Origin of the sequence: Methylobacterium sp. 2A (assembly GCF_009806555.1) — a bacterium.
GTDB lineage: Bacteria > Pseudomonadota > Alphaproteobacteria > Rhizobiales > Beijerinckiaceae > Methylobacterium.
The window spans coordinates 140690-166675 of sequence record NZ_VUOK01000005.1; the positions used below are offsets into that span (position 1 = coordinate 140690).

Genomic DNA, 25986 nt, shown 5'->3' on the forward strand with positions numbered 1-25986 from the left:
CGGGATCGTGAGGCCTGTCGACGCGTTTTTCCCAACCTTCTGCTTGGAACGACACCCTGCGCGCCATAACGCCAGGCAGACGTCTGGGAACCGTTCACACGCGACGGGCTGGAAAGCCTTCCGGCGGTTGTTGCCCATGACCGATGCCGAGGGCGCCCGTCGGGCCGCAGCACGCCGCTCACCCAAGCGCCTCTCGCGTCCCGCACATCGTCCTTCAGCAAGCCGCGAGACCTCCCGGAACACCCGGGGATGGCGATCCATGCGCGAGACCAGCAGGGGCAGAGCGCGCGATCGCAGCGGCGCCCCAGGGCTGGCAGCCTCACGGATGCCGCATTACCGCGTCACGTCAGGCCGCCGCGCCCGTCCGGCGCCTTCCCGGCCGCGTCAGCCCGGACGGTTCATGCCTCGAACGCTCCCGATCACCTTCGCCGCCGGCCTCGCCCTCCTGACGCTCTCGGACCCCGCCGCCGCGCAGGCCGGCAAGGCCGAGGCGCCGATCCCGGCCGCGACGCTCGCGCTGATGGCCCAGAAGGGCGTCACGGCCGCGTCCCCGGTGCTGTTCCGAGCCTACAAGAAGGAATCGGAGATCGAGGTCTGGAAGAAGGGCCCGGCGGGCTACGTCTTCCTCAAGTCCTTCCCGATCTGCCGCTGGTCCGGCCAGCTCGGCCCCAAGCGCAGGAGCGGCGACCGGCAGACCCCGGAGGGATTCTACACGGTGCCGAAGCGCCAGATGAACCCGAACTCGCACTATTACCTGTCCTTCGACGTCGGCTACCCGAACGCCTACGACCGGGCGCATGGCGGCACCGGCTCGGCCGTGATGGTCCACGGCATCTGCTCGTCGATGGGCTGCTTCGCCATGACCAACGGCACGGTCGGCGAGATCTACGCCATCGCCCGCGACGCCCTGAAGGGCGGCCAGGCGGCGTTCCAGTTCCAATCCTACCCGTTCCGGATGACCGCCGAGAACATGGCCCGGCACCGGACCGATCCGAACATCGCCTTCTGGCGCGAACTGAAGGCCGGATCCGACCGGTTCGAGGCGAGCCGCGAGGAGCTTCAGGTCTCGGTGGCGGCCGGCCGCTACGCCTTCGCGCCGTCCAAGAACCCCGCGGTCGAGGCGGCCGTGGCGACCCGCCAGGCCGTCGAGGAGGCCCGGATCGCGGCGCTCGCCGAGGCGGGGGAGCCGGCCGTGCGCACCACCTATTCCGACGGGGGCCAGAACGCCTTCTGGGCGGCCTACACGGCCCGGGGCGGCGCGGTCGGCGACATCAGCCGGCCCGAGGCCCTGGCCTTCGCCGGGCAGGAGGTGGTGGTCGTGCCGGGTCACCGCGCCACGCGTCCGGTGCCGGAATCGGTCTGGAGCGCCTGGGTGGCGGAGTCCGCCCTGTCGCCCCGGCGGATGGTCGGCTTCGTCCCGGTCTACGCGCGCGCCGCGGATCCGTTCGGGGCGCTCAGTGGCCCGATCCCGACGCGTTACGGCGACGGCCTGCCCTCCTGGCTGACCGCCGGCCTCGGCGGACTCACCCTCGGCCACGCGAATCTCTCCGGTCCGATGACCGGTCTCATCGCGTCGGCAGAGACCCCGTGACGCGTGCAGGAGCCGGTCGCGCGGTCCCATTCGTGTGCGCAGACGCACATCACGGCGGCACGCGGCTCACCAATTCATGGTACGGCAGGGGACATGCGGTACTCATGAACCGTCGGCCTGCCGTAATCGTTGCACTCTTCCCGGAACGGCGACGGGGTTTCGATCGTAACCGATCGAGATCGACGTCCGCAGATTCGTGATCGCCATGTCCAAATCGTGCGGGCCGACCGTTCAGGCGGCCAATCAGGACCTCGTACTGCGCTTCTGGGGCGTCCGCGGCTCGACTCCGGTCAGCGGCCCGCAATACGCCGAGTTCGGCGGCAGCACCCCCTGCCTCGAAGTGCGCTGCGGGGAGCGCCTGTTCATCGTGGATGCGGGCTCGGGGATCTACAACCTCGGCCAGGGCCACCGGACCGACCTGCCCCGGGAAGTCGACCTGCTGTTCAGCCACCTCCATCTCGACCACACGGCGGGTCTGCCGTTCTTCAAGCCCGCGGTGCACGACTGCGACCGGGTGATCAACACCTATTGCGGCAACCTCGGCGGCGAATCGGCCGGCCCGACGCTCGATCGCCTGTTCGCGCCGCCGCTCTTCCCGGTTACGCTCGACAAGCTGTGCTGCACCTTCAACCACCACGGCTTCGAGGCCGGCCAGCCCCTGACCTTCCCGGACGGCACGCGGGTCGACACGATCGCGCTGAACCACCCGCAGGGCTCGGTGGGCTACCGGTTCGAGCATGGCGGCCGGCGCCTGTGCCTGATCAGCGACATCGAGCACAGCGATCCCTGGCCCGACCCGGCGCTCGCCGAGTTCGTCGCCGGGGCCGACCTGATGGTCTATGACGGCATGTTCACCGACGGCGAGTATCCGACCTGCCAGGGCTGGGGCCATTCCACATGGCAGAAGGGCGTCGAGCTGGCGCAGATCGCGGGCGTGAAGGCCCTGGCCATCATCCACCTGCACCCGGCCCATTCCGACACGGCCCTGCGCGACATGGAGGCCGATCTCCAGGCCGAGATGCCGACCGCCTTCATCGCCCGTGAATGCCAGAGCATCACGGTCGGCGCCCCCCGGACCGTGAGCCGCCGGGCCAATGGCCGGCCCGCCGTGGCCCGCGAGGTGCGCCGCCGGGTCCGGGTCGCCTGATCGCGCCTCAGGCGGAGTGCCCCAGGGAGCGCGCCTTGCGGGCCTGGTTGTACCGGCCGAAGCCGAACAGCACGAACAGGGCGACGCCGATGGTCAGGATGCTCCAGCCGTAGTTGCTGACGAGCTGCGCGTCGATCGGGTGGCCGATCCAGCCGAGGGCGACGAGCAGTCCGAAGACGGCGATCGCCGCAGAGACGAGCATCCCGACAATCATCGCACCCACTCCGGTGAACCGCGCCCGTACCATCCGATGCGACGCGGAAGACCGGGGAAATGCGCGGAACCGGCAGCCGTTCCGTGCCGCCGGCGGAGCCATTCGCCATCAGGAAGCGGCCAAACCGCGATCTTCGCGCGGCGCCTGATTGCAACGCCCTCGGCCCCCGCTCTAAGTAGGCCCCGTTACGGCGCCCCGGGGCGCGTGCGGAGCCCGAGACCACGGCGATGACCGGCCCAGACATCACGAACACGACCGCGAACGCGAACACGCCCCGGGACAGCAGTGCCGCTGCCCCGGTGACGCCGGGCCCGCTGCGCCCGCAGGATCAGCTCGTGACGATCTACGGCGGATCCGGCTTCCTGGGCCGGCACGTGGTCCGGGCGCTGGCCAAGCGCGGCTACCGGATCCGCGTCGCGGTGCGGCGGCCGGACCTCGCCCTGTTCCTGCAGCCCCTGGGACAGGTCAACCAGATCGTGGCCGTGCAGGCGAACCTGCGCTACCCCGACTCGGTGAACCGCGCCGCCGAACGCGCGGACGTGCTGATCAACCTCGTCGGCATCCTGCAGGAGACCGGATCCCAGAGCTTCGCGCGGCTGCAGGTCGACGGGGCCGAGACGATCGCCCGCGCGGCGGCCCGGCAGGGCGCCCGGATGATCCATGTCTCGGCGATCGGGGCGGACCCGGCCTCGCCGTCGCTCTATGCCCGCACCAAGGCCGAGGGCGAGGCGAAGGTCTTCGCCGCCTGCCCGGACGCGGTGGTGTTCCGGCCCTCGCTGCTCTTCGGGCCGGGCGACGGCTTCTTCAACCGCTTCGCGGGGCTCGCCCGGGCGCTCCCGGTCCTGCCGCTGGCCGGCGGCCAGTCGCGCTTCCAGCCGGCCTTCGTGGGGGACGTCGCCGAGGCGATCGCCCGCGCGGTCGACGGCACCGTGCCGGGTGGGAAGGTCTACGAGCTCGGCGGCCCGGAGGTCGGTACGCTGGAGCATTTCGTGCGCTACATGCTCAAGACCATCCGGCGCAAACGCGTCGTGGTCGATCTGCCCCTGCCGGCCGCCAAGCTCCAGGCCCGGCTTCTCGAAATCGCCGACACCCTGACCTTCGGCCTCCTGCCCGACACGCTCAAGCTCACCCGCGATCAGGTGATCCTGCTCCAGAACGACAATGTCGTCTCGGACAGCGCGAAGGCCGAGGGCCGCACCTTCGAGGGGCTCGGGATCATCCCGACCGCCGCCGAGGCGGTGGTGCCGGGCTACCTCTGGACCTACCGCAAGGCCGGCCAGTTCGCCACCGAGCGGGACCAGGAGCCCCTGTCCGAGGTGCCCGACACGATGGCACCGCGGACGCTGGCGTCGAGCTCCCAGCATCGGCCTCAGACCGCCTCGGGTCCCGCGATCGGTGCCGATGCCGGCAGCTCGCCGGGCGGCCGCCAGGGGGGCATGGGGGTGCGCTGGGGCACCAGGAACCCGGCCTAGATGGTGAGCCGCATCGCGCCCGCGCCCCGCGCCGCCACGGCCAAGACGTGAGGCGCATCCTCGTCACCGGGGCTGCCGGCTTCGTCGGCGGGCACGTCCTGCCGCTCCTGACGGCGGCGGGCGATCGCGTGGCGGGGATCGGCCGGGGCCGCGCGCCCCGGCTGCCGGCAGGCGTGACCTACGAGACCGTCGACCTCCTCGACGAGGCGGCGCTCGGCGGCTTCGTGGCCCGCTTCCGGCCGACCGAGATCCTGCATCTGGCGGGCCTCGCCTCGGTGGCGGATTCCGCGAGCGGCCCCGGGCAGACGTGGCGGGTGAACGTCAACGGCCTGATGAACCTCGTCGCCGCCGTCGAGGCGGTGCCGGGCTGCACGTTCTTCGATGTCAGCTCGGGGGAGGTCTACGGCAGCGCCTTCCTGGCCGGCCACGCCCTCACGGAGGCGGCCGAGCCGCTGCCGCGCAACACCTACGCCCGGTCGAAATGGGTCGGCGAGCAGCTTCTGCGCGATCTCCTGCCCCGGATCGGCGTGAAGCTCGTGGTGCTGCGGCCGTTCAACCATATCGGCCCGGGCCAGGACGAGCGCTTCGTGGTGGCCTCCTTCGCGGGCCAGATCGCCCGGATCGAGGCCGGGCTGGTGCCGCCCTGCCTGGAGGTCGGCAACCTCTCCTCCCATCGCGACTTCCTCGACGTGGCCGACGTGGCGCAGGCCTATGCCGACCTGATCGGCCAGTCGGACTCGCTGATGGACGGCAGCGTGTTCAACATCAGTTCCGGGCAGCCGCGCACGATCGCCAGCGTGCTCGAAGATCTGCGGGAACGGGCCCGCGTGCCCTTCGAGATCCGGGTCGCCCCGGAGCGGGTGCGCCCGGCCGAGATCCCGATCGCGGCCGGCGATGCCGGGCTTTTGCGCGCCATGACGGGCTGGCGGCCGCGGGTCGCCTGGGACGCGGCCGTGAACCGGGTGCTGGACGATGCCCGGGCGCGGCTGGCGGCCGCGCGCGACGATGGATGAGGCGCGCCGTCCCTACCGCACCACCCCCTTGGCCTTGAGCGCGTCCCGTGCCTCAGCCGGATAATCCAGCTCCTCCGCCAGGATCTCCGCGCCCGAATCCCCGAGCGCGGGCGGCATCCGGCGCACCGGCAGGCGCCGCCCGTCGAGCCGGTAGGGCGGGGCGATCACGTGGGCGTTGTCGGTGCCGCCGATCACGAGGCCGGCCTCCCGGGCGCGGTCGCAGGTCAGGGCCTCGCGCAGACCCATCACCTCGCCGCAGGGGATGCCGGCCGCCCGCAGCCGGGCGATCAGCGGGCCGCGTTGCCACTGCGCCAGCGCGGCCTCCAGCACCGGGATGAAGGCCGCGCGGTTCTTCGAGCGGTCGAGGTTGGTGGCAAAGCGCGGATCCGCGATCAGGTCCGGCCGCTCCAGCACCTGCTCGCAGAAGCGGCGGTACTGGCCGTTGTTACCCACCGTGATCACCACGGGCCCGTCCGCGGCCTCGAACACCCCGTAGGGCACGATCGAGGGATGGGCGTTGCCGTAGCGCGGCGGGTCGATGCCCCGGGCCAGCGCCTCCAGGCCGTAATAGGAGGTCAGCGCGACGCCGCAATCGAACAGGGCGAGGTCGATCGCCTTGCCGCGCCCGGTGCGCTCGCGCTGGTAGAGCGCCGCCAGCACGGCCTGCGCGGCGAACTGGCCGGTGAACAGGTCCACCGCCGCGACGCCGAACTTCAGGGGTGGCCCCCCGGCCTCGCCGTTCAGCGCCATCACGCCGGATTCGCCCTGCACCACGAGATCGTAGCCGGGCCGTCCGGCCTCCGATCCGTCGGAACTGTAGCCGGCGATCGAACAGTAGATCAGCCCGGAATTCTCCGCCGACAGGTCCGCGTAGCCGAGGCCGAGCCTCTCGGCCCCGCCGGTCTTGAAGTTCTGGACCAGCACGTCGCTCTCGCGGGCCAACGCCTTCACGATCGCCAACCCCTCCGGCGTGGCGAGATCGACGCCGATCGAGCGCTTGTTGCGGTTCACACTGTCGAAATACGAGGTGTTGCCGGGGCTGGTCGGAACGCCCCAGTCGCGGGTGTCGTCGCCGCGTTCGGGGTGCTCGACCTTGATCACGTCGGCGCCGAGGTCGCCCAGCACCTGCGCGCACCAGGGACCCGCGAGCACCCGGGACAGGTCGAGCACCCGGATCCCGGCGAGCGGCAGATCGTGAGCCGGATCAGCATCCATCGGGAAGGTCCTCGGCACGGGGGTCTTGGCTCGAGAAAGTCCTGGTTTCAAAAGGTCTTCGACCTTTTGCGGGTCCAGGGCAGAGCCCTGGTGGCTGGCTTTGCCCGACATCGGGGCTCCGCCCCGATACCCCGCCAAAGGGCTCGCCCTTTGCAAACCCCGTCTTCACGGCTCAAGCTCCCATGACACCGTCGAGGCTGCGCACGGCCTCGATCAGCTTCGGGCGCGCCACGTCCAGGAGGAAGCGCGCGTCGGTGATGACGGTGGGGGCGCCGCAATTGACCGACATGGGCGGCAGGCCGCCGCCGGGATAAAACCCCACCGCGATGGCGCAGACCGTCTCCTGCCACTCGCCGAACGAGGTGCAGCAGCCGATCTCCCGGTGCTCGGCCACCGCCCGGTCGAGGCTGGCCCGCAGGGCCGGCCACGCCACGGGATCCAGCGCCTCCAGGTCCTCGTAGATGCCCGCCCGCTCCCGGTCGGGGCAGACCGCCACGTAGGCCCGGCCCATGGCGCTGCGGGCGAGCGAGATGCGCGAGCCGGTATCGAGATTGAGCGAGATCGCCGCCGGGCCGCGCTGGCAGTCGACGTAGCGCATGCTGAGCCGGTCGCGCACGCCGAGCCCCACCGAGGCGTTGGCCGCCTCCGCCACCGCCCGCAGGACCGGCCGGGCGATGGCCCGCACGTCGAGCCCACCGAGCGCCGCGGAGCTCAGCGCGATCGTCGCGGTGCCGAGCCGGTAGCGGCCGAGCACGGGTTCGTGCTGCAGGTAGCCGAGCTTGGTCAGCGTGTAGGTGAGCCGCGACACGGTGGAGCGCGGCAGGCCGCAGGCCTCGGCGATGTCGTGATTGGCCAGACTCGTCCGGCCCGGGCCGAAGCAGGCGAGCACGGAGAGCCCCCGGGCCAAAGCCGTGACGAAGTGGCGGTCCTCCTTGGGGCCCGACCCGGCGGCATCGGGCTCGGCCAGCCGGGTCTCTCCGGCCGTCATCGGCGCAGGAAGGCCGCGAAGGCCGCCTGCGCCTCGGGACCGCGGCGCAGAGCGTGGAACACCTCCGTCTCCTCGGCGAGGGCGCGGGCGACGGCCTCGTCCTGGCCCCGGCGCAGGGCCCGCTTGGTGGCGGCGACCGCGGCCCGGGGCAGGGCGGCGAGCGACCGGGCCTTGGCGAGGGCCACCTCCAGCGCCGTCCCCTCCGGCACGGCGGCGTTGACGAGGCCGGCCGACACCGCGTCCGCGGCCGTGAACGGCTCGCCGAGCATCAGCAGCTCGGCGGCGCGCTTCGATCCGGCCGTCAGCGGCAGCAGGTAGCTCGACCCGCCCTCGGGGCTGAGGCCCAGAGCCGTGAAGGGCAGGCGGAACCGGGCGCCGACCCCGGCATAGGCGAGGTCGCAGTGCAGGAGGAGCGTCGTGCCGATGCCGACCGCGTGGCCCTCCACCGCCGCCACGACCGGCTTCGGGCAGGCCCGCAGGGCCTTGAGGAAGGTCAGGCCGGGGCTGTCACCCCCGGTCTCGACATCCTGGAAATCCCTGAGGTCGTTGCCGGCCGTGAAGCAGCCGCCCGCGCCGGTGAGCACCACGGCCGCGACGCCCTCGTCCCCGGCGGCTGCCCGGAAGGCGTCGGTCAGCCCCGCATAGGCGGCGCGGTCGAGGGCGTTGCGCCGCTCCGGCCGGTCGATGGTGACGAGCCGGATCCCGGGCTCCGGATCGGCGAGGCGGATGGTCGAGGGGGCGGATTCAGGCATCGGTCGGGCCGACGGCTTTCTGCAGCGGAACGCCTCTCCGCTTCCCCGTGCGGGGTCCGATGCTCACCCGACCGGATCGGAACGAGGGATACGAGCGGGCTGCGCGGGTCTCCCTCCCCCCGCAGAGGGGGGAGGGAGAGATGCGAAGCTGTTTGCGCCTGTTCGCCGAACAAGATGTGCGAATCCGCAACCGCAAGGGGGAGAAAGGAGCGACCCGAACGCTCACGGAGCGGCCTCCCCCGCATACTCCGCCGATACCCCACCCATCCGCGCCCGCGCCGCCGCGTATTCCCGGGCGAGCCGCGCGACGAGGTCGGCGGTGGCCGGCGCGTCCGCGATGGTGCCGACCCCCTGGCCGGCCCCCCAGACATCCCGCCACGCCTTCACGCTGCCGCTGCCGAAATTCATCGCAGTCTTGTCGCGCACGGGCAGCGCGTCGGGATCGAGCCCGGCGGCGCGGATGCTCGGCGTCAGGTAATTGCCCGGCACGCCCGTGAAGTAAGGGGTGTAGACGATGTCGGACGCCGCACTGCCGGCGATCATGTCCTTGTAGGCGGGAACCGCGTTCGCCTCCCGGGTGGCGATGAACCGGGTGCCCATATAGGCGAGGTCGGCCCCCATCGCCTGGGCCGCCAGGATCGCCGCGCCGCTCGTGATCGCCCCCGACAGGATCAGCGGCCCGTCATAGAACCGCCGGATCTCGCCCACCAGGGCGAACGGGCTCAGCGTGCCGGCGTGGCCGCCCGCCCCGGCGCAGACCAGGATCAGCCCGTCGACCCCCGCCTCCAGCGCCTTCTCGGCGTGCCGGACATTGGTGACGTCGTGGAACACCACGCCGCCATAGGCGTGGACCGGGCGGATCACCGCGTCCGGCGCCCGCAGCGAGGTGATGATGATCGGCACCCGGTGCCGGACGCAGGTCTCGACATCCTGCGCCAGCCGGTCGTTCGAGGCGTGGACGATCTGGTTCACCGCGAAGGGCGCGATTTTTTTCGCAGGATCCGCTGCCCGGGCCTGCGCGAGTGCCTGCGCGATCTGCGTGAGCCACACGTCCAGCAGCTCGGCCGGCCGGGCGTTCAGCGCCGGGAAGGAGCCGACCACCCCCGACAGGCACTGGGCGATCACCAGCTCCGGCCCGGAGACGATGAACATCGGCGCGCAGATCACCGGCAGGGCGAGCCGGCCGCGCAGGATTTCGGGCAGGCGCCCGCTGGAGGGCTGCTCAGAGGCCTGCTCGGGACCGTCGCTCACCGCCCGCTCCCCGCCCGAGCCTGACGGGCGCTCACGCTCCGATCGATGCCACGCACGGTGCCTCTCCCCCCTGGTTCCGAGCCCGGCCCGCGATCGCCCGACGGCACACGCAACCGAGTCTTGTTCAACGCGGTTTTGATGGCATGGCGCCCGGGCCGTGGTCAAACCTGTCGGCACGAGCTGTTCTGCATTGCAGAATAACTCGGCCGGCCCCTCGATTGTCATCGCGTCACCTTGACGTGATCGGCGCCACCGACCAACATCGGACCAACAAGCAGACCGTAGTTCTGCATTGCAGAATACGAGAGGGAGTCCAGGGTGGTTCGTCAGGAGGTCGATGGCGGCGTGGCCGTGCTCACGCTCGCCAACCCGCCGGTCAACGCGCTCGGCGCTGCGCTGCGGGCGGCCCTCGACGGGGCCCTGGAACAGGCCATCGCGGACGCGTCGGTCCGTGCCATCGTGCTGGCCGCCGAGGGCAGGGTCTTCGTGGGCGGGGCCGACATCACCGAGTTCGGCAAGCCGCAGCAGCCGCCGAGCCTGCCCGACATCCTGGACCGCCTCGATGCGAGCCCGAAGCCCGTCGTGGCGGCGATCGGCGGCGCGGCATTGGGCGGCGGCCTGGAGCTGGCGATGGCCTGCCACGGCCGCGTCGCGGCGCCCGCCGCCAAGCTCGGCCTGCCGGAGATCAAGCTCGGGATCATCCCGGGGGCGGGGGGCACACAGCGCCTGCCGCGCCTGATCGGGCCCGACGCGGCCTTCTCGATGATGCTCACCGGCGAGCCGGTCTCGGCCGAGAAGGCGGCTTCGCTCGGGATCGTCGATGCGGTGGTGCTCGGCGACCTCGTGGCGGCCGCCCGCACCCGCGCCCTGGAGATCGCCGATTCGGGCACCCTGCCGCGGGTGCGGGACCGGTCGGATAAGCTCACATCGGAGACGCGCGCGGCATTCGAGGCCCTGGCCGCCGCGGCCACGATGCGCGACCCCGACGCCACCAACGTCCACGCCCTCGTGCGGGCCGTGCGCGCCGGCCTGGACCCGAAAAGTTTCGACGCCGCCGTGGCGGTCGAGCGGGCCGAGTTCCGCACCCTGGTGGAGGATCCGCGCTCGAAGGCCCTGCGCTACGCCTTCTTCGCCGAGCGCGAGGCCGCCCGGGTTCCGGGCCTGCCGAAGGACACGCCGCGGCGCCCCATCCACACGGCCGCGGTGATCGGCGCGGGCACGATGGGCGGCGGCATCGCCATGTGCTTCGCCAATGCCGGCATCCCGGTGACGGTGATCGAGACGGAGGAGGGGGCGCTTACCCGCGGCCTCGACCGTGTGAGGGGACTCTATGCCGGTTCGGCCAAGCGCGGCTCGATCACCGAGGCGCAGCGCGACGAGCGGATCGGCCGGATCAGCGGGGCGATCGGCCTGGAGCACGCAAAGGACGCCGACATCGTCATCGAAGCAGCCTTCGAGGACATGGGCGTCAAGCGCGAGATCTTTTCGCGGCTCGACGCCGTCGCCAAGCCCGGCGCGATCCTGGCCACCAACACCTCCTATCTCGACGTGAACGCCATCGCGGCGGTGACGAACCGGCCGCAGGACGTGCTCGGCCTGCACTTCTTCAGCCCCGCCAACGTCATGCGCCTCGTCGAGGTGGTCCGTGCGGAAAAAACCGCGCCGGACGTGCTCGCCACCGCCCTGGACCTGGCTAAGCGCCTCAACAAGCTGCCGGTGACGGTGGGGGTCTGCTTCGGCTTCGTCGGCAACCGCATGCTGGAGCGTCGCAGCCGGGCCGGGGAGCGCCTGCTGCTCGAAGGGGCGCTGCCGCACGAGGTTGATGCGGCGGTGACCCGTTTCGGCTTCCGGATGGGCCCCTTCGCCATGGGCGACCTCGCAGGGCTCGATATCGGCTGGCGCTCGCGCAAGGATTTCGGCGGCCGGGCGCCGGTCGCCGATTCGCTCGCCGAGATGGGACGCTACGGCCAGAAGACCGGCCGCGGCTTCTATCTCTACCCGGACGGCGCCCGCGCCGGCACCCGCGACCCGGAGGTCGAGGCGCTGATCGCGCGGGTCGCCGCGGAGCACGGCATCGCGCGCCGCAGCTTCACTCCAGAAGAAATCGTGGCGCGGCTGATGTACCCGATGGTCAACGAGGGCGCGCGGATCCTGGAGGAGGGCATCGCCGCCCGTCCGAGCGACATCGATACGATCTGGATCAACGGCTACAACTGGCCCGCGTGGCGCGGCGGCCCGATGCACTGGGCCGATACGGTCGGGCTGAAGACCATCGCGGAGGCGCTGACGCGCTTCGCGGCCGAGACCGGTGACGACAGCCAGGAGCCGGCGCCGCTGCTGAAGCGCCTCGCCGCCGAGGGCGGCCGCTTCGCCGACTGGAAGGCGGCCTGATGCCGGGCCGGTTGGCGGCCGAGGTCGCATTCGTCAGGGCTCCGCCCCGACACCCCACCAAAGGGCGTGACGCCCTTTGGAAACCCCGGAGGAACCCGTCATGACCGATGCGGTGATCGTCGCGACCGCCCGCACGCCCATCGGCAAGGCGCATCGCGGTGCGCTGAACCTCACCTCCGGTGCCGACCTCGCCGCCCACGCGATCCGCGGGGCCCTCGACCGGGCGCGCCTGGAGCCGGAGGCGGTCGAGGAGGTGGTGCTCGGCTGCGGCTATCCCGAGAACGCCACCGGCGGCAACGTCGCCCGGCACGCCGCCCTCGTGGCGGGTATCCCGGTCGCGTCGGCGGGCGTCACCGTCTCGCGCTTCTGCGCCTCGGGCCTGGAAGCGATCGCCAGCGCGGCCCGGCGGATCGTCCTCGACGGCGTGCCGGTGGCTTTGGCGGGCGGCGTCGAGTCGATCAGCCTCGTCCAGCCGAAGGTCCAGCGGGAACTGACCCGCAACGCATGGCTGGAGGCCCACCTGCCGGCGATCTACATGCCGATGATCGAGACCGCCGACATCGTGGCGGAGCGCTACCGCATCTCCCGCGAGGCGCAGGACCAATTCGCCCTGGAGAGCCAGCGCCGCACCGCGGCAGCGCAGGAACGCGGGCTGTTCGACGACGAGATCGTCCCGATGAGCGCCGTGATGGCGGTGACCGACAAGGCCACCGGCGAGACCCGGGAGGTCGAGACCCGGCTCGCCAAGGACGAGGGCAACCGGCCGGACACGACCCTGGAGGGCCTTGCCAAGCTCAAGCCGGTGCGCGGGGAGGGGGCCTTCATCACGGCCGGCAATGCCAGCCAGCTCTCGGACGGGGCCTCGGCCAGCGTGCTGATGTCGGCCGAAGAGGCGGCGCGGCGGGGCCTCGAACCGCTCGGGATCTTCCGGGGCTTCGCCTCGGCGGGCTGCGGGCCGGACGAGATGGGCATCGGCCCGGTCTTCGCGGTGCCGCGGCTGCTGGAGCGGCAGGGCCTGCGGGTCTCCGACATCGACCTTTGGGAGCTGAACGAGGCCTTCGCGTCGCAATCGGTCTATTGCCGCGACCGGCTCGGGATCGACCCCGAGAAGGTCAACGTCAACGGCGGCGCCATCTCGGTCGGCCACCCGTTCGGCATGTCGGGGGCGCGGCTCGTGGGCCACGCCCTGCTGGAGGGCCGCCGCCGCGGGGCGCGCTACGCCGTCGTGACCATGTGCGTCGCCGGCGGCCAGGGCTGCGCCGGCCTGTTCGAGATCGGGGGCTGACGATGGATCTCCGCTTCACGCCGGAAGAGATCGCGTTCCGCGACGAGGTCCGGACCTTCTGTCGCGAACAAATCCCGGCCGAGATCCGGAAGAAGGTCTCGGAGGGGCGCAGCCTCTCGAAGGCGGATTACGTCACGAGCCAGCGGATCCTCAACGCCAAGGGCTGGGCGGTGCCGCATTGGCCGAAGGAATGGGGCGGCCGGGATTGGAGCTCGATCCAGCGCTACATCTATACGGAAGAACTGTTCCAGGCGGCCGTGCCGCTGCCGCAGCAGTTCAACTGCTACATGTTCGGCCCAGTGCTGGCGACCTTCGGGCGGCAGGACCAGAAGGAACGCTTCCTGCCGCGCGCCGCCAATCTCGACGATTGGTGGTGCCAGGGCTTCTCGGAGCCCGGCGCCGGCTCCGACCTCGCCTCGCTCAAGACCAAGGCGGTACGCGACGGCGACCATTACGTCGTCGACGGCCAGAAGACCTGGACGACGCTCGGCCAGCACGCCGACTGGATTTTCTGCCTCGTCCGCACCGACTTCGAGGCCAAGAAGCAGCGGGGCATCTCCTTCCTGCTGATTGACATGAAGAGCCCGGGCATCACCGTGCGGCCGATCCTCACCCTGGAGGGCCGGCACGAGGTCAACGAGGTCTTTTTCGACGCCGTCCGGGTGCCGGTCGAAAACCTCGTCGGCGAGGAGAACAGGGGCTGGGACTACGCGAAATTCCTGCTCGCCAACGAGCGCACCGGCATCGCCCGGATCGGGCTGACCAAGGAGCGGATCGCGCGGATCAAGCGGCTGGCCCGGGAGATGCCGGCGGGGCCCGGCACGATGTGGGACGATCCCGCCTTCCGCGCCCGCGTCGCGGAGGTCGAGGTCGAGCTGAAGGCGCTGGAGATCACCCAGATGCGGGTGGCGGCCAAGCAGGGCAGGGCGGATTCGGTGGAGCCGGATCCGGCCTCCTCGCTCCTCAAGATCCGCGGCTCGCAGCTCCAGCAGGCGGCAACCGAATTGCTGGTGGAGCTCGCCGGCCCCTTCGCCCTCGCGGCGCCCACGCGTGGGGCCGGGGCCAACAACCTGCCCGGGGGCTTCGACTGGGTCGATGCGGCGGCGCCGAGCTATTTCAACAACCGCAAGGTCTCGATCTACGGCGGCTCGAACGAGATCCAGCACAACGTCATCGCCAAGGGCATTCTGGGGTTGTGAAGCCCGGGTCCATCCCATCCACATCCTCATCCTGAGGTGCCCGCGCCAGCGGGCCTCGAAGGAGCCCTCCAGCCGGCCGCACAATTCCTGGAGGGCTTCCTGGAGGGCTCCTTCGAGGCGGCTGCGCCGCACCTCAGGATGAGGGGGATTGGTGGGAGGAACGCTGCTGCCGCGATCATCCGCGAGGACACCACTATGGATTTCGACCTGAACGAGGATCAGTCGCTCCTGCGCGACAGCGTGGAGCGGCTCGCCGCCGACCTCTACCCGTCCCTGGAGAGCCGGCAGGCGCGGCTGAAGGCGCCGCTGGGCTTCCCCGCGGAGGGCTGGGCGGCGTTTTCCGAACTCGGCGTCACCGGCCTGCCGTTCTCGGAAGAGGAGGGCGGGCTCGGCGGCGGCCCGGTGGAGACCCTGCTGGTCATGGAGGCGGTCGGCCGCAACCTCGTGGTCGAGCCGCTGCTGGCGAGCCTCGTCCTCGGCTCGACCGCCCTGCGGCTCGGCGGCAGCGCGGCGCAGAAGGAACGCCTGGTTCCCGGCCTCGTCGCGGGCGATCTGCGCCTCACCCTCGCCCATACCGAGCGCCAGTCCCGCTACGACCTCGCCGACGTGGCGACGACCGCCCGGCGCAGCGGCGACGGTTTCGTGCTGAGTGGCGCCAAGAGCGTCGTGCCGAATGCCGACGCGGCCGGGCTGATGGTGGTCTCGGCCCGGGTCTCGGGCGAGCGGCGCGACCCGCACGGGATCGGCCTGTTCCTGGTCCCGACCGACGCCGCGGGCGTCGCCATCGAGGCCTATCCGACCCAGGATGGCGGCCGGGCCGCCGAGGTCTCGTTCTCGGATGTCGTGCTGCCGGCCGACGCGGCGCTCGGCGATCCGGAGGGCGGCCTGCCGCTGCTGGAGCGGGTGGTGGAGCACGGCATCGCGGCGCTCGCCGCCGAGGCGGTCGGCTCCATGGACGCGCTCCACAAGCTGACGGTCGAATACCTCAAGACCCGCAAGCAGTTCGGCGTCAGCGTCGGCTCGTTCCAGGCCCTGCAGCACCGGGCCGTCGATATGCTGATCCAGCTGGAACAGGCCCGCTCGATGGCGCTCTACGCCGCCATGATGGTGGACACGGCCGACGCCGGAGCGCGGGCCGCAGCGCTGTCAGCCGTGAAGGTCCAGATAAACAAGGCCTGCCGCTACGTCGGCCAGGAGGCGGTGCAGCTCCACGGCGGCATCGGCATGACGCTCGAATATATCGGCGCCCACCATTTCAAGCGGCTCGCCATGATCGAGTACCAGCTCGGCGACACCGCCCACCACCTGCGCCGGATCACGCAGGACGAGAACGGGCTGCTGGCGGCGTAACCCGGGCCGCCAGGGGTTTCCAAAGGGCTCAGCCCTGCACCCGCCAAAGGACTCGTCCTTTGGGATCCCTTTTTAAGACCGTCGCGCGGTCAGTTGAAGAGCGAGCCGACCCCGCCCTGCACCCGGCCGAGGCCGGCCCGGGCGACGGCATTGTTCGGGTCGATGGTCGCGGCGCGCTGGTAGTTCTCCATCGCCTCCTTGCGCTGGCCCTGCTTCTCGTAGGCGAGGCCGCGATACGCCCAGGAGGTGGCGTCCTTGTTGTTGACGTTGAGCGCCGCGTTGTAGTCCTCGATCGCCTTGCCGTACTGGTTGGTGGCGATCAGGCTCTGGCCGCGCGCCGCGTAGGGGGCCGCCACGAACGGGTTGCGGTCGATGGCGGCGTCGAAATCGGCGATCGCCTGGGTCTCCTGACCCTGCTTCTGCCGCACGAGGCCGCGTGCGTGGTAGGCCTCGGCCGATTCCGGGCTGAGCCGGATCGCGATGTTGAGGTCGTTCAGGGCCTGATCGAGGTTGCCCTGGGCACGCTCGACATTGGCACGGCCGATATAGGCCGGGCCGTAATTCGGATCGACGCTGATCGCCTTGGTGAAGTCCTGCAGCGCGGCGGCGTCGCGACCGATCTGCCGGCTGGCCAGCGCCCGGTTGTTGTAGGCCGAGGCCGAGTTCGGATCGAGCTGGATCGCCTTGGTGAAGTCCGCAATGGCGTCGTTGAACTGGCCGGCGCGGGCATAGGCGGCGCCGCGGGTGGTGTAGGCGGCCGCGTCGCTCGGGTTGCGCTGGATCACCTCGGTCAGCGAGGCGATGTTGACCGTGGTGGCGCCCGTCGTGTCGGTCTCCAGCACCGCGTATTGGCGCGGTCCGGCAGCGCTCCCGACGGTCTCGCAGCCCGCGAGGGCCGCGGCCGAGACCAGGGCCGCGCCGATCAGCGCCGTCTTCCGTGCCAGCCCATTGCGTACGATCATCGCCCCACTCTCCCCGAGGCGCGGCCCGCATCCCGCGCGCCCGCCCCGCCCCTCGCCGTTCCAGAGTCCGCGCCGCGCGCCGGGCACACCCGATCCGGGGCACCGTCGCACATCACGGTGAAGGCCGGCTTAAGACGCGCCCCTGGTGATTCACCCCGTCGCCCGTCCGGGCAGGATGGCGTGGGAATCGACCGGCAGCATGCGGCACCGACCACGCCGTGGTGGAAGCGGCGGGATGTGGCGAAGGTATGGCTCGCGCGCGTTCCGGCATCGCGTCAGGCGCCCAGGCCGGCACGCGACGGCACGGGTGTGCCTTTGAGGCCTCAGCCGACCGGTTCGGATCCCAGCCGGGTGACGTGCCCCATCTTCCGGCCGGGCCGGGCCTCGCCCTTGCCGTAGAGGTGGAGATGGGCGCCGGGCTCGGCCAGCAGCGCGTGCCAGCCATCGGCCTGGGCGCCGATCAGGTTGCGCATCTCCACCGGCAGGCCGCCGGTCCGGGCCGGGTCGCCGAGCGGCCAGCCGCAGACCGCCCGGACATGCTGGGCGAATTGCGAGGTCAGCGCGCCCTCGATGGTCCAGTGGCCGGAATTGTGGACCCGCGGCGCGATCTCGTTGACCACGAGCCGCTCGGCGCCGTCCTCCCGCACCAGGAACATCTCCACGGCGAGCACGCCGACATAGTCGAGCGCGTCGGCGATGCGCTTGGCGATGTCGAGGGCGGCGCGGCCGGTCTCAGGTGCCAGGCCGGGGGCGGGGACCCGGGTCAGGGCCAGGATGTGGTCGCGGTGCTCGTTCTCGCACAGATCGAAGGCCGCGAAGCTGCCGTCGCGGGCGCGGGCGCCCACCACCGAGACCTCGCGCTCGAACGGCACGAAGCCTTCGAGGATCAGCGGCGCGCCGCCGAACTCGGCGAACAGGGCGTTGCGGTCACCCTCGGCCCGTTCCCGCAGGATGCGCTGGCCCTTGCCGTCGTAGCCGAAGCGTCGCGTCTTGAGCACCGCCGGCAGGCCGATCGCCGCGATGGCCCGGTCGAGGTCGTCGGGTGTATCGACCGCCTGGAACGGCGCCGTCGGGATGCCGAGCCCGTTGATGAATTCCTTCTCGGACAGGCGGTCCTGCGTGGTCGAGAGCGCCCGGGCGTTCGGGTGCAGGGGGGCGTGCGCCGCCAGGATGTCGGCGGTGGCGTGGGGGATGTTCTCGAACTCGTAGGTGACGACATCGACGCTGCGCGCGAAAGCCGCCAGCGCTTGCGGATCGTCGTAGGCCGCGCAGGTGGTGCGTGCGGCGACGTCGAAGGCGGGGCTGTCGCGGTCGGGGGCGTAGACATGCACCTTCAGCCCGTAATTCGCCGCCGCGAGCGCGATCATGCGCCCGAGCTGCCCGCCGCCGACGATGCCGAGGGTGGAGCCGGGGCCGAGGGTCCTGTCCGTCACGATTGTGCTTCCGTCTCCGGCCGTTCGGCCACCGACGCGGTCTGGACCGCGCGCCACGCTTCGAGGCGCTCCGCCAGATCCGGATCGGAGAGCGCCAGCACCGATGCGGCGAGCAGAGCCGCGTTGACCGCCCCGGCCCGGCCGATCGCCAGGGTCCCGACCGGGATGCCGGCCGGCATCTGCACGATGGAGAGCAGGCTGTCCTGGCCGGACAGCGCCTTCGACTCGACCGGCACGCCGAAGACCGGCAGGCGGGTCATGGCGGCGGCCATGCCGGGCAGGTGCGCGGCGCCGCCCGCCCCCGCGATCACCACCTTGAACCCGGCCGCGACCGCGCCCTTGGCGAAGGCGACGAGCCGGTCGGGGGTGCGGTGGGCCGAGACGATCCGCGCGTCGTAGGGCACGGCCAGCGCGTCGAGCGTCTCGGCGGCGTGCCGCATGGTCGCCCAGTCGGACTGGCTGCCCATGATGATCGCGACCGGAGGCGACGCCATCGTTGATCCCGGCAAAAGAGGGCGCTTACAGGCGCGGCGGTCCTGCGGCAAGGCTGAGACCCGGGGGCGTCCACCGGTATCAGGCGATGATATCCGGCGTGATCGCGTCCTCGATGTGGAAGATCCGGTCGCGCAGGGTCAGCTTGCGCTTCTTCAGGCGCTGGATCTGGAGCTGATCCCCGGCGACGCTGCGCTCCAGCGCCTCGATCGCGCTGTCGAGATCCCGGTGCTCCTCGCGCAACCGGGCCAGCTCGGCCTGAAGGTCCGGCTGGGCGCTCTCACCCGTCTCGTCCGCCATCGTCACCTGCGGGCCAAAGGATCGCTCATCGCCGAAGAGCATGCGTCACGCCCTTCCCTGGGACAAGCCGGGCCGGCAAGCCTTCACCAAGCTTAGCCGGAGAAAACGCTTCAACTTATGCGGCATCCTGTGTCAGTCTTCGCGTGTCGAAACGATGACAGGAGATTCGACTCATGTCGCTGCAGACGCATCTGAGCCAACTCGCCCGGAAGCACGAAGCCCTCGAGCGCGAGATTCAGGAAGCGATCCACAGGCCTTCGGCGAACGACCTCCACATCGCCGAGCTGAAGCGACGGAAACTCCTCCTCAAGGACGAGATCAACCGGCTCCGGGGGGCCGGCGACACCCTCCACTGAACCGCCTTTCTCGATAGCGAACCCGTATGACAGCCGTCGCATCGGGGGCTCCGGTGCGGCGGTTATCCAATAGTTCATGCGGAACCGCTTCGCGGCGCTCCTTGTGCCGGATCCCGGATCAGGTTTCGCTGATGCTCCACCTGTCCGGGAAAGGGGCCGTGGACAACGGATCACGCGGCCCTTTCCCAAGCGCATGCAGCGAAAGCGGAATGCGCTCCCGGGATCCAGCACAAGGCGCGCCGCCACAGCGGCACCATCTTCCCGGTCCCTGTTAAGGGCGCGAACCCGCCTCCCCCTGGCACGAGAATGCGCTACTCTGGCCCCGCCGCCGGAGAGCGGCCCGAGGGGAAACGCCGAACCGATGACGAACGCCAGCCTGCCGGGCCGCTATCCGGAGATCTACGAATCCGCCCGCCGCGACAGGGAAGCGTTCTGGCTCGACGCGGCCCGGGCAATCGACTGGGCGCAGGCACCGGTCCAAGCCTTCGCGCCGGATTCCGGTCCCTACGGCCGCTGGTTCCCGGACGGGTCGCTCAATGCCTGCCACAACGCCGTCGACCGCCACGCCGCGGGCGCGCGGGCGGAGCAGGTGGCGATCCGCTACGATTCGCCCGTCACCGGCACGAAACTCAGCATCACCTACCGGGCGTTGCGCGATGAAGTCTCGACGCTGGCCGCGGTCCTGGCCGGGCTCGGCGTCGGCAAGGGCGACCGGGTGATCCTCTACATGCCGATGGTGCCCGAGGCCCTGTTCGGCATGCTGGCCTGCGCGCGGCTCGGGGCGGTCCATTCCGTGGTGTTCGGCGGCTTCGCGGCGAACGAGTTGGCGGTGCGGATCGAGGATGCGGCCCCGAAGGTGGTGCTGGCGGCCTCCTGTGGGATCGAGCCGAACCGAGTGGTCGCCTACAAGCCGCTGCTGGATGCGGCGATCGACGCCTCGCGCCACAAGCCGGATTCCTGCCTGATCCTTCAGCGCCCGCAAGGCCCCGCGACGCTCGTGCCGGGGCGGGACCGCGATTGGGCCGAGGCCGTGGCAGCCGCCAAAGCGGCGGGGGCGCGGACGGAGTGCGTCCCGGTCGCCGCCACCGACCCGCTCTACATCCTCTACACCTCCGGGACGACCGGGAAGCCGAAGGGCGTGATCCGCGACACGGGCGGTTACCTCGTGGCGCTCGCGTGGTCGATGCCCAATCTCTACGGGGTGCAGCCCGGCGAGACCTATTTCTGCGCCTCCGACATCGGCTGGGTCGTCGGGCATTCCTACATCGTCTATGCGCCGCTCCTGCACGGCTGCACCACGGTGCTGTACGAGGGCAAGCCTGTCGGCACCCCCGATGCCGGCGCCTTCTGGCGGGTGGTCTCCGAGTACGCGGTCGTGTGCCTGTTCACGGCGCCGACCGCGCTGCGGGCCATCAAGAAGGAGGATTCCGCCGGCGCCCGGATCGCCGATTACGACCTGTCGGCCTTCCGCAGCCTGTTCCTGGCCGGCGAGCGCGCGGATCCGGATTCGGTCGCCTGGGCCGAGCGGGTGCTGAACCGGCCGGTCATCGACCATTGGTGGCAGACCGAAACCGGCTGGCCGATCGCCGGCAACCCGATGGGGCTCGGCCTGCTCCCGGTGAAGCACGGCAGCACCTGCGTGCCGATGCCGGGCTACCGGGTCGAGGTCCTGGACGAGGGCGGCAAGCCCGTGCCGGCCGACACGATGGGCACCATCGCGATCCGCCTGCCCCTGCCGCCCGGCTGCCTGCCGACCCTCTGGGGGTCGGACGAGCGGATGCGGTCGAGCTACCTCGCCACCTTCCCAGGCTATTACGACACCTCGGATGCCGGGGTGATCGACGCGGACGGCTACATCACGGTGCTGGGGCGGACCGACGACATCATCAACGTCGCGGGCCATCGGCTCTCGACCGGCGGCATGGAGGCGGTGCTGGCCGGCCACCCGGATGTCGCCGAATGCGCGGTGATCGGCATCCGCGATGCCCTGAAGGGCGAGGTGCCGTGCGGCTTCGTGGTGCTGAAGGCCGGCGTCGACCGCCCGACCGAGGCGATCGAGAAGGAACTGGTCGCCAAGGTGCGGGACGAGATCGGTCCGGTCGCCGCCTTCAAGCTGGCGCTCACCGTGCCACGGCTGCCCAAGACCCGGTCAGGCAAGATCCTGCGGGCCACCATGAAGCGCATCGCCGACCACGAACCGTGGACGATGCCGGCAACGATCGACGACGCCGCGGCCCTCGACGAGATCGGCGACAGCCTGAAGGGGCGCGGCATCGGCGAAATCTAGGGATCCCAAAGGGCAAGCCCTTTGGTGGGGTGTCGGGGTGAAACCCCGACGCACGGGTTCGGTACCCCCTGATGGGGGCGCCGAACCCGTATGCAGGGCTCTGCCCTGCACCCGCGAAAGGGCTCGCCCTTTCGAAACCAGGACTTTTCGGAATGGCGCGCCTTGCGCTTCGCCAGCCCATAGCCATCTTCTGGCCATCCAACTGGATGGCCAGAAGATGGTGAGCCGATGAACGACCCCATACCCGAGCCCCGGCCGAAGGTGCCGGAGAGCGAGAAGATCACGGTCAATCTCGGCTTCGTCGATTTGGGCCGCGTCGACCTGATGGTCCGGGACGGCTTCTACGCCAACCGGGCCGACTTCATCCGCACCGCCGTGCGCAACCAGCTCGACCGGCACGACGAGGCGGTCCGCCAATCCGTGGCCCGGCGCCAGCTCCGCCTCGGGATCGCGCATTACGGGCGGGCCGAACTCGAAGCGGCCCGGGATGCCGGGCGCCCCCTGCACATCCAGGTCCTGGGCCTCGCCACCGTCGCGGGCGACGTCACGCCGGATCTCGCCCGCGCCGCCATCGCCTCCGTGGAGGTTCTCGGCAGCTTCCAGGCGAGCCCCGCCGTGAAGGCCGCCCTGGCCGACCGCATCGCCTGACGCCCCCAGCCGGTCGCAGAGGCGGGTGAACCGTCCGGCCCCATCCGAACTCCGTCCCGAAGGATCGGCCCATGTTCCGTTTTCCCAAATTCGATTTCTCCAAGTTCGACGCGTCCAAGTTCGATCGGCCCCCGCGCGGCGGTCCGGATCACGACGCCTCCGGCCCTGGCGCCGACCGGCTCGCGGAGCGGATGGCGCGGTTCCAGCGGGTGCAGACGGAAGCCTTGGCGAAATGGGCGCGGACCTATGGCCAGCCTGGCGCTTCCCAAGGGCCGGCGGGCAGCGACGGGACGACCCTCGACATGGAGGCGCCCGAAGCCCCCGGCGGCGCCTGGACGGCCCCCCGGTCAGGTCAGGAGAGGGCCAGGGCCGCGGAGCCGGAGCTCGATCTGTCGGGGCTGATGCGCACGCTGCGCGCGGGCCGCCCGGTCTCCCGGGGCCGGCCACCGGTTGCCGTGCCGCCCGGCGCGCGGTTCGAGGAGCGCGTGTTCACCGGTGCCGCCGGCAGCCGGCGCTACAAGGTCTACGTGCCGAGCGGCTATACCGGTCAGGCCCTGCCCCTCGTGGTGATGCTGCACGGCTGCACCCAGGATCCGGACGACTTCGCCGCCGGCACGCAGATGAACGCCGTCGCCGAGCAGCAGACATTCCTCGTCGCCTATCCGGCGCAGGCGCAGACGGCGAACCCGCAACGGTGCTGGAACTGGTACGCGGCCGGCGATCAGGCGCGCGAGGGCGGCGAACCGGAACTCATCGCCGGCATCGCCCGGGCCGTGCTGGCGGAGTTCTCGGCCGACCCGAGCCGGGTCTACGCGGCGGGGCTCTCGGCCGGCGGCGCCGCGGCGGCGATCCTGGCGGCGACCTATCCGGACCTGTTCGCCGCCGTCGGGATCCATTCCGGACTGGCCTGCGGGGCCGCCCGCGACCTGCCGGGCGCGCTCGCCGCGATGAAGGGGCAGGCCAAGCCCGCCCGGACGAACCGTCAGGGGGTGCCCACCATCGTATTCCACGGCGACGGCGACCGCACCGTGCATCCCGCCAACGGCGATCAGGTGATGGCTCAGGCCGGAACAGACCCGGGCCTCACCGAGACGGTCACGCGGGACACGAGCCCGGGGGGCATCGCCTATACCCGCACGATCCGCAGCGACGCGGGCGGTCGGCCGGTCCAGGAGCAGTGGCTCCTGCACGGCGCCGGGCATGCCTGGTCGGGGGGCAGTCCGGCCGGATCCTACACGGAGCCGCGGGGACCGGATGCGAGCCGCGCGATGCTGCGCTTCTTCTTGTCCCACGCGCTGGAACCGCGCGCCCGGACCTGAACCCAGGCGCGCGCGTTCCGCTCAGTCGGCGTCGCTGTCGTCGTCCGCGAGGCCGGCATCCGGGGTGCGCCCGGGCACGGTCGCGGTATAGAAGTCCGGCCCCGGCCGGGCGGTGAGCGAGGCCGGCACGCGCTGCGGGCCCGGCTCGGACGGGATCAGGGTCGCGGTCGCCGCGATCAGCCCGGCCATCGCACGCAGATCCTCGGGCTGGCGCGGATCGCGGGAGATCAGCGTCGCGTCCCGCTGCAGGCGCAGATTGCAGGCCTGCGTGGGCAGGCCGCCGTTCGGCGTGCAGGCATCGTGGCGGGCGCAGGCCGCGTCGAGGGCGTCGATCGGCGGGAGCGGGGCGTTGTTGCCCGGCCCGCAGTAATTGCCGTGGATCAGCATCTTGGGACCGCCGAAGGCGGCGGGCTGGGCCTGGGACGGCGCCGCGAAGGCGGCGTAGCCGGCAGCCAGGAGGAGCGGGGCGGCAAGTTTCGGAAGCATCGTCAGGACCTCAAGCGATCTCGCCCCCTCAGGCGGTTCGCGTCGGTTGCCGCGGTGCGGCGACTGGGCGAAAAACGGCCGGCGCCAGCGGCGGGTTCCCGCAACGGCGCAGCGCAGGGGTGCTCTGCCGCACCGCACTGGCTCCCGCGTCCATCCTGCGCCAGAGTGGGCGCGCCACCGGGAGTTGCCGATGACCGCTCGCCTGTTCGAACCGCTGACGCTCGACGCGCTCACCCTCGAGAACCGCATCCTGATCGCACCGATGTGCCAGTATTCGGCCCGCGACGGCGAGGCCACCGACTGGCACATGATGCATCTCGGCCAGCTCGCCATGTCGGGCGCCGGCCTGCTCACCCTGGAGGCCACCGCGGTCTCGCCGGAGGCGCGGATCACCGCCTGGGATCTCGGCCTCTACAACGACGGCTGTGAGCGGGCGCTCGGCCGCGTGCTCGACGCGGTGCGCGACTACGCGCCGATCCCGGTCTGCATCCAGATCGCCCATGCCGGGCGCAAGGCGTCGAGCGCGGCGCCCTGGGAGGGCGGGCAGCAGATCCCGCCGGAACATCCTTACGGCTGGCGCACCGAGGCGCCCTCTCCCCTGGCGCACGGTGAGGGCGAGCTGCCGCCCCACGCCCTCGACGCCGCCGACCTGAAGCGCGTCCGCGACCAGTTCGTGGCCACCGCCAGGCGCGCCGTGCGGCTCGGCATCGAGGCCGTGGAACTCCACGGCGCCCACGGCTACCTGCTGCACCAGTTCCTGTCGCCGATCGCCAACGCGCGCACCGACCAGTACGGCGGCAGCCTGGAGAACCGGATGCGCTTCCCGCTGGAGGTCTACGACGCGGTGCGCGACGTCGTGCCGGCCGGGAGCCCCGTCTGGCTGCGCGTCTCAGCCACCGATTGGGTGGAGGATGGCTGGGACATCGACGAGACCGTGGAACTGGCCAAAGCATTGAAGCGGGCGGGTTCGCCGGCGCTTCACGTCTCGACGGGGGGCGTCTCGCCCAAGCAGGCGATCAAGCTCGGGCCGGGCTATCAGGTGCCCTATGCCGAGCGGATCAAGGTCGAGACCGGGCTCACCACCATCGCGGTCGGCCTGATCACCGAGCCGGCCCAGGCCGAGGCGATCCTGCAGGAGGGCCGGGCGGACGCGATCTCGCTCGCCCGGGCGATGCTCTACGATCCGCGCTGGCCCTGGCACGCGGCGGCCGAACTCGGTGCCCGGGTTCGGGCCCCCAAGCAGTACTGGCGCTCGCAGCCGCGGGAGTACAAGGACCTGTTCAAGGACACGGCCTTCGGGCAGCGGTGACGCGGCCCCCGCACCGTGAGTCGACGCGCGCGTCTCGCGGGACCGGCGCGACTTCGGGTGAGCGAATCAAAGCTGAAACCCGGTGCGCTCGGCCGTGTGAGGGGACTGCTTTCGACCCAATGCAGTTGCACGGATTATTTCGGCGTCATCCCGTAAGCGGACGCGACGGATTACGGTCAGCTTCGCCCGCTGAGGAGCGCGTTCGCAAGAACAGGGGTAAGCCTCCTACGATGATGGCTCATCCCCCATCAGCGCTCTTGCGTGGGCGCGTAAGGCCGCCAGCACATCCATCTCGCGCCAGAGGGCCTGCTCGACTTCGTCAGCATCCTGGCCACGCAAAATCAGGTCTGTCAGCGCGGCCATGTGAGCCCCCGCCCGCGCCTCTGCGGCGATGATGGCCACACGGAAGTCCAATTGCTGGGTTCGAAAAACCATCACACGCCATGACGATCCAGAGGCCAAGTCGGATTTGGCAGGTGGACGGCTGGCTGCCTACGTCCAATCCCAACGTCCATGCATTGTGCGT

Annotated in this window: 24 protein-coding genes; 13 read left to right on the top strand and 11 right to left on the bottom strand. The window is 71.2% G+C overall.

Features of this window, described 5'->3' with window-relative positions; genetic code table 11:
- Positions 1-400 precede the first annotated feature (400 nt).
- Positions 401-1591, top strand: a complete 1191-nt coding sequence (locus FVE89_RS03950) for a murein L,D-transpeptidase family protein (protein ID WP_160532830.1) — start codon at positions 401-403, stop codon at positions 1589-1591.
- Positions 1592-1796: 205 nt separating this feature from the next.
- Entirely contained in the window at positions 1797-2738 is a 942-nt protein-coding gene (locus FVE89_RS03955; protein ID WP_160532831.1) for an MBL fold metallo-hydrolase, read from the top strand.
- A gap of 7 nt (positions 2739-2745) precedes the next feature.
- Here the strand turns inward: FVE89_RS03955 and FVE89_RS03960 are convergent, their stop codons facing one another.
- Complete coding sequence (locus FVE89_RS03960) at positions 2746-2952, bottom strand: hypothetical protein (protein WP_160532832.1); 207 nt, start codon at positions 2950-2952, stop codon at positions 2746-2748.
- A gap of 227 nt (positions 2953-3179) precedes the next feature.
- On the opposite strand from FVE89_RS03960, the gene FVE89_RS03965 reads away from it, so the two are divergent.
- Together FVE89_RS03965 and FVE89_RS03970 are read left to right on the top strand one after the other, a co-directional pair.
- Entirely contained in the window at positions 3180-4424 is a 1245-nt protein-coding gene (locus tag FVE89_RS03965; RefSeq protein WP_246730484.1) for a complex I NDUFA9 subunit family protein, read from the top strand.
- Between the two features lie 47 nt (positions 4425-4471).
- Positions 4472-5437 carry a GDP-mannose 4,6-dehydratase gene (locus FVE89_RS03970; protein ID WP_160532833.1) on the top strand — a complete coding sequence of 322 codons (966 nt, stop codon included), beginning with the start codon at positions 4472-4474 and terminating at the stop codon, positions 5435-5437.
- Between the two features lie 12 nt (positions 5438-5449).
- On the opposite strand, the gene FVE89_RS03975 is transcribed toward FVE89_RS03970, so the two are convergent.
- The 4 genes from FVE89_RS03975 to FVE89_RS03990 all read right to left on the bottom strand — a co-directional run bounded on the left by FVE89_RS03975 (position 5450) and on the right by FVE89_RS03990 (position 9643).
- Positions 5450-6652, bottom strand: coding sequence for a CaiB/BaiF CoA-transferase family protein (locus FVE89_RS03975; protein ID WP_160532834.1), 1203 nt, complete (start codon positions 6650-6652; stop codon positions 5450-5452).
- A 172-nt stretch (positions 6653-6824) separates the two neighbouring features.
- Positions 6825-7640, bottom strand: coding sequence for an IclR family transcriptional regulator (locus tag FVE89_RS03980; protein ID WP_160532835.1), 816 nt, complete (start codon positions 7638-7640; stop codon positions 6825-6827).
- Positions 7637-8392 carry an enoyl-CoA hydratase-related protein gene (locus FVE89_RS03985; protein WP_160532836.1) on the bottom strand — a complete coding sequence of 252 codons (756 nt, stop codon included), beginning with the start codon at positions 8390-8392 and terminating at the stop codon, positions 7637-7639. Before FVE89_RS03985 ends, FVE89_RS03980 begins: the two co-directional genes overlap by 4 nt.
- 222 nt (positions 8393-8614) lie before the next feature.
- Positions 8615-9643, bottom strand: a complete 1029-nt coding sequence (locus FVE89_RS03990; RefSeq protein WP_342389980.1) for a nitronate monooxygenase family protein — start codon at positions 9641-9643, stop codon at positions 8615-8617.
- Positions 9644-9961: 318 nt separating this feature from the next.
- Between FVE89_RS03990 and FVE89_RS03995 the strand changes: the two genes are divergently transcribed.
- The 4 genes from FVE89_RS03995 (at position 9962) to FVE89_RS04010 (ending at position 15868) form a co-directional block, all read left to right on the top strand.
- Entirely contained in the window at positions 9962-12034 is a 2073-nt protein-coding gene (locus FVE89_RS03995; protein ID WP_160532837.1) for a 3-hydroxyacyl-CoA dehydrogenase NAD-binding domain-containing protein, read from the top strand.
- A gap of 100 nt (positions 12035-12134) precedes the next feature.
- On the top strand, positions 12135-13319 hold the full coding sequence (locus FVE89_RS04000; protein ID WP_160532838.1) for an acetyl-CoA C-acyltransferase: 1185 nt from the start codon (positions 12135-12137) through the stop codon (positions 13317-13319).
- Positions 13320-13321: 2 nt separating this feature from the next.
- Entirely contained in the window at positions 13322-14518 is a 1197-nt protein-coding gene (locus FVE89_RS04005; protein ID WP_160532839.1) for an acyl-CoA dehydrogenase family protein, read from the top strand.
- Between the two features lie 195 nt (positions 14519-14713).
- Entirely contained in the window at positions 14714-15868 is a 1155-nt protein-coding gene (locus FVE89_RS04010) for an acyl-CoA dehydrogenase (protein WP_160532870.1), read from the top strand.
- Positions 15869-15957: 89 nt separating this feature from the next.
- Here the strand turns inward: FVE89_RS04010 and FVE89_RS04015 are convergent, their stop codons facing one another.
- From FVE89_RS04015 to FVE89_RS04030, 4 genes are all read right to left on the bottom strand, one after another.
- Positions 15958-16830, bottom strand: coding sequence for a tetratricopeptide repeat protein (locus tag FVE89_RS04015; protein WP_160532840.1), 873 nt, complete (start codon positions 16828-16830; stop codon positions 15958-15960).
- Positions 16831-17153: 323 nt separating this feature from the next.
- The gene (locus FVE89_RS04020) at positions 17154-18263 is read right to left on the bottom strand and encodes a 5-(carboxyamino)imidazole ribonucleotide synthase (RefSeq protein WP_160532841.1); all 1110 of its coding nucleotides are present in this window, start codon (positions 18261-18263) and stop codon (positions 17154-17156) included.
- Positions 18260-18757: a 5-(carboxyamino)imidazole ribonucleotide mutase gene (gene purE, locus FVE89_RS04025; RefSeq protein ID WP_160532842.1), complete on the bottom strand. Its 498-nt coding sequence runs from the start codon at positions 18755-18757 to the stop codon at positions 18260-18262. Before purE ends, FVE89_RS04020 begins: the two co-directional genes overlap by 4 nt.
- Positions 18758-18836: 79 nt before the next feature.
- Complete coding sequence (locus FVE89_RS04030) at positions 18837-19055, bottom strand: DUF465 domain-containing protein (protein ID WP_246730492.1); 219 nt, start codon at positions 19053-19055, stop codon at positions 18837-18839.
- Positions 19056-19228: 173 nt separating this feature from the next.
- Here FVE89_RS04030 and FVE89_RS04035 point away from each other — a divergent pair, with 173 nt between their 5' ends.
- The 4 genes from FVE89_RS04035 to FVE89_RS04050 all read left to right on the top strand — a co-directional run bounded on the left by FVE89_RS04035 (position 19229) and on the right by FVE89_RS04050 (position 23665).
- Complete coding sequence (locus FVE89_RS04035) at positions 19229-19411, top strand: DUF465 domain-containing protein (RefSeq protein ID WP_091716938.1); 183 nt, start codon at positions 19229-19231, stop codon at positions 19409-19411.
- Positions 19412-19772: 361 nt separating this feature from the next.
- Positions 19773-21698, top strand: coding sequence for a propionyl-CoA synthetase (locus FVE89_RS04040; RefSeq protein WP_160532844.1), 1926 nt, complete (start codon positions 19773-19775; stop codon positions 21696-21698).
- Between the two features lie 228 nt (positions 21699-21926).
- A complete protein-coding gene (locus FVE89_RS04045) occupies positions 21927-22346 on the top strand; it encodes a CopG family transcriptional regulator (protein ID WP_160532845.1) in 420 nt (139 codons plus the stop codon).
- Positions 22347-22417: 71 nt separating this feature from the next.
- Positions 22418-23665 (top strand): PHB depolymerase family esterase, encoded by a 1248-nt coding sequence (locus tag FVE89_RS04050; RefSeq protein ID WP_160532846.1) that lies wholly within the window; start codon positions 22418-22420, stop codon positions 23663-23665.
- Between the two features lie 21 nt (positions 23666-23686).
- Here the strand turns inward: FVE89_RS04050 and FVE89_RS04055 are convergent, their stop codons facing one another.
- A complete protein-coding gene (locus FVE89_RS04055; RefSeq protein WP_160532847.1) occupies positions 23687-24151 on the bottom strand; it encodes a hypothetical protein in 465 nt (154 codons plus the stop codon).
- 190 nt (positions 24152-24341) lie between these two features.
- On the opposite strand from FVE89_RS04055, the gene FVE89_RS04060 reads away from it, so the two are divergent.
- Entirely contained in the window at positions 24342-25460 is a 1119-nt protein-coding gene (locus FVE89_RS04060; RefSeq protein WP_160532848.1) for an NADH:flavin oxidoreductase/NADH oxidase, read from the top strand.
- Between the two features lie 225 nt (positions 25461-25685).
- On the opposite strand, the gene FVE89_RS04065 is transcribed toward FVE89_RS04060, so the two are convergent.
- A complete protein-coding gene (locus tag FVE89_RS04065) occupies positions 25686-25862 on the bottom strand; it encodes a hypothetical protein (RefSeq protein ID WP_160532849.1) in 177 nt (58 codons plus the stop codon).
- Between the last annotated feature and the right edge of the window lie 124 nt (positions 25863-25986).

What these genes read in the sequence shown, in the direction of transcription:
- FVE89_RS03955 (WP_160532831.1), top strand. Translation starts at nt 1,797, where the DNA reads ATGTCCAAATCGTGCGGGCCGACCGTTCAGGCGGCCAATCAGGACCTC.
- FVE89_RS04055 (WP_160532847.1), bottom strand. Translation starts at nt 24,151, where the DNA reads ATGCTTCCGAAACTTGCCGCCCCGCTCCTCCTGGCTGCCGGCTACGCC.
- FVE89_RS03975 (WP_160532834.1), bottom strand. Translation starts at nt 6,652, where the DNA reads ATGGATGCTGATCCGGCTCACGATCTGCCGCTCGCCGGGATCCGGGTG.
- FVE89_RS04035 (WP_091716938.1), top strand. Translation starts at nt 19,229, where the DNA reads ATGTCGCTGCAGACGCATCTGAGCCAACTCGCCCGGAAGCACGAAGCC.
- FVE89_RS04005 (WP_160532839.1), top strand. Translation starts at nt 13,322, where the DNA reads ATGGATCTCCGCTTCACGCCGGAAGAGATCGCGTTCCGCGACGAGGTC.
- FVE89_RS03960 (WP_160532832.1), bottom strand. Translation starts at nt 2,952, where the DNA reads ATGATTGTCGGGATGCTCGTCTCTGCGGCGATCGCCGTCTTCGGACTG.
- FVE89_RS03950 (WP_160532830.1), top strand. Translation starts at nt 401, where the DNA reads ATGCCTCGAACGCTCCCGATCACCTTCGCCGCCGGCCTCGCCCTCCTG.
- FVE89_RS03980 (WP_160532835.1), bottom strand. Translation starts at nt 7,640, where the DNA reads ATGACGGCCGGAGAGACCCGGCTGGCCGAGCCCGATGCCGCCGGGTCG.
- FVE89_RS04015 (WP_160532840.1), bottom strand. Translation starts at nt 16,830, where the DNA reads ATGATCGTACGCAATGGGCTGGCACGGAAGACGGCGCTGATCGGCGCG.
- FVE89_RS03965 (WP_246730484.1), top strand. Translation starts at nt 3,180, where the DNA reads ATGACCGGCCCAGACATCACGAACACGACCGCGAACGCGAACACGCCC.
- FVE89_RS04000 (WP_160532838.1), top strand. Translation starts at nt 12,135, where the DNA reads ATGACCGATGCGGTGATCGTCGCGACCGCCCGCACGCCCATCGGCAAG.
- FVE89_RS03985 (WP_160532836.1), bottom strand. Translation starts at nt 8,392, where the DNA reads ATGCCTGAATCCGCCCCCTCGACCATCCGCCTCGCCGATCCGGAGCCC.
- FVE89_RS04060 (WP_160532848.1), top strand. Translation starts at nt 24,342, where the DNA reads ATGACCGCTCGCCTGTTCGAACCGCTGACGCTCGACGCGCTCACCCTC.
- FVE89_RS04010 (WP_160532870.1), top strand. Translation starts at nt 14,714, where the DNA reads ATGGATTTCGACCTGAACGAGGATCAGTCGCTCCTGCGCGACAGCGTG.
- FVE89_RS04030 (WP_246730492.1), bottom strand. Translation starts at nt 19,055, where the DNA reads ATGGCGGACGAGACGGGTGAGAGCGCCCAGCCGGACCTTCAGGCCGAG.
- FVE89_RS04045 (WP_160532845.1), top strand. Translation starts at nt 21,927, where the DNA reads ATGAACGACCCCATACCCGAGCCCCGGCCGAAGGTGCCGGAGAGCGAG.
- purE (WP_160532842.1), bottom strand. Translation starts at nt 18,757, where the DNA reads ATGGCGTCGCCTCCGGTCGCGATCATCATGGGCAGCCAGTCCGACTGG.
- FVE89_RS04040 (WP_160532844.1), top strand. Translation starts at nt 19,773, where the DNA reads ATGACGAACGCCAGCCTGCCGGGCCGCTATCCGGAGATCTACGAATCC.
- FVE89_RS04050 (WP_160532846.1), top strand. Translation starts at nt 22,418, where the DNA reads ATGTTCCGTTTTCCCAAATTCGATTTCTCCAAGTTCGACGCGTCCAAG.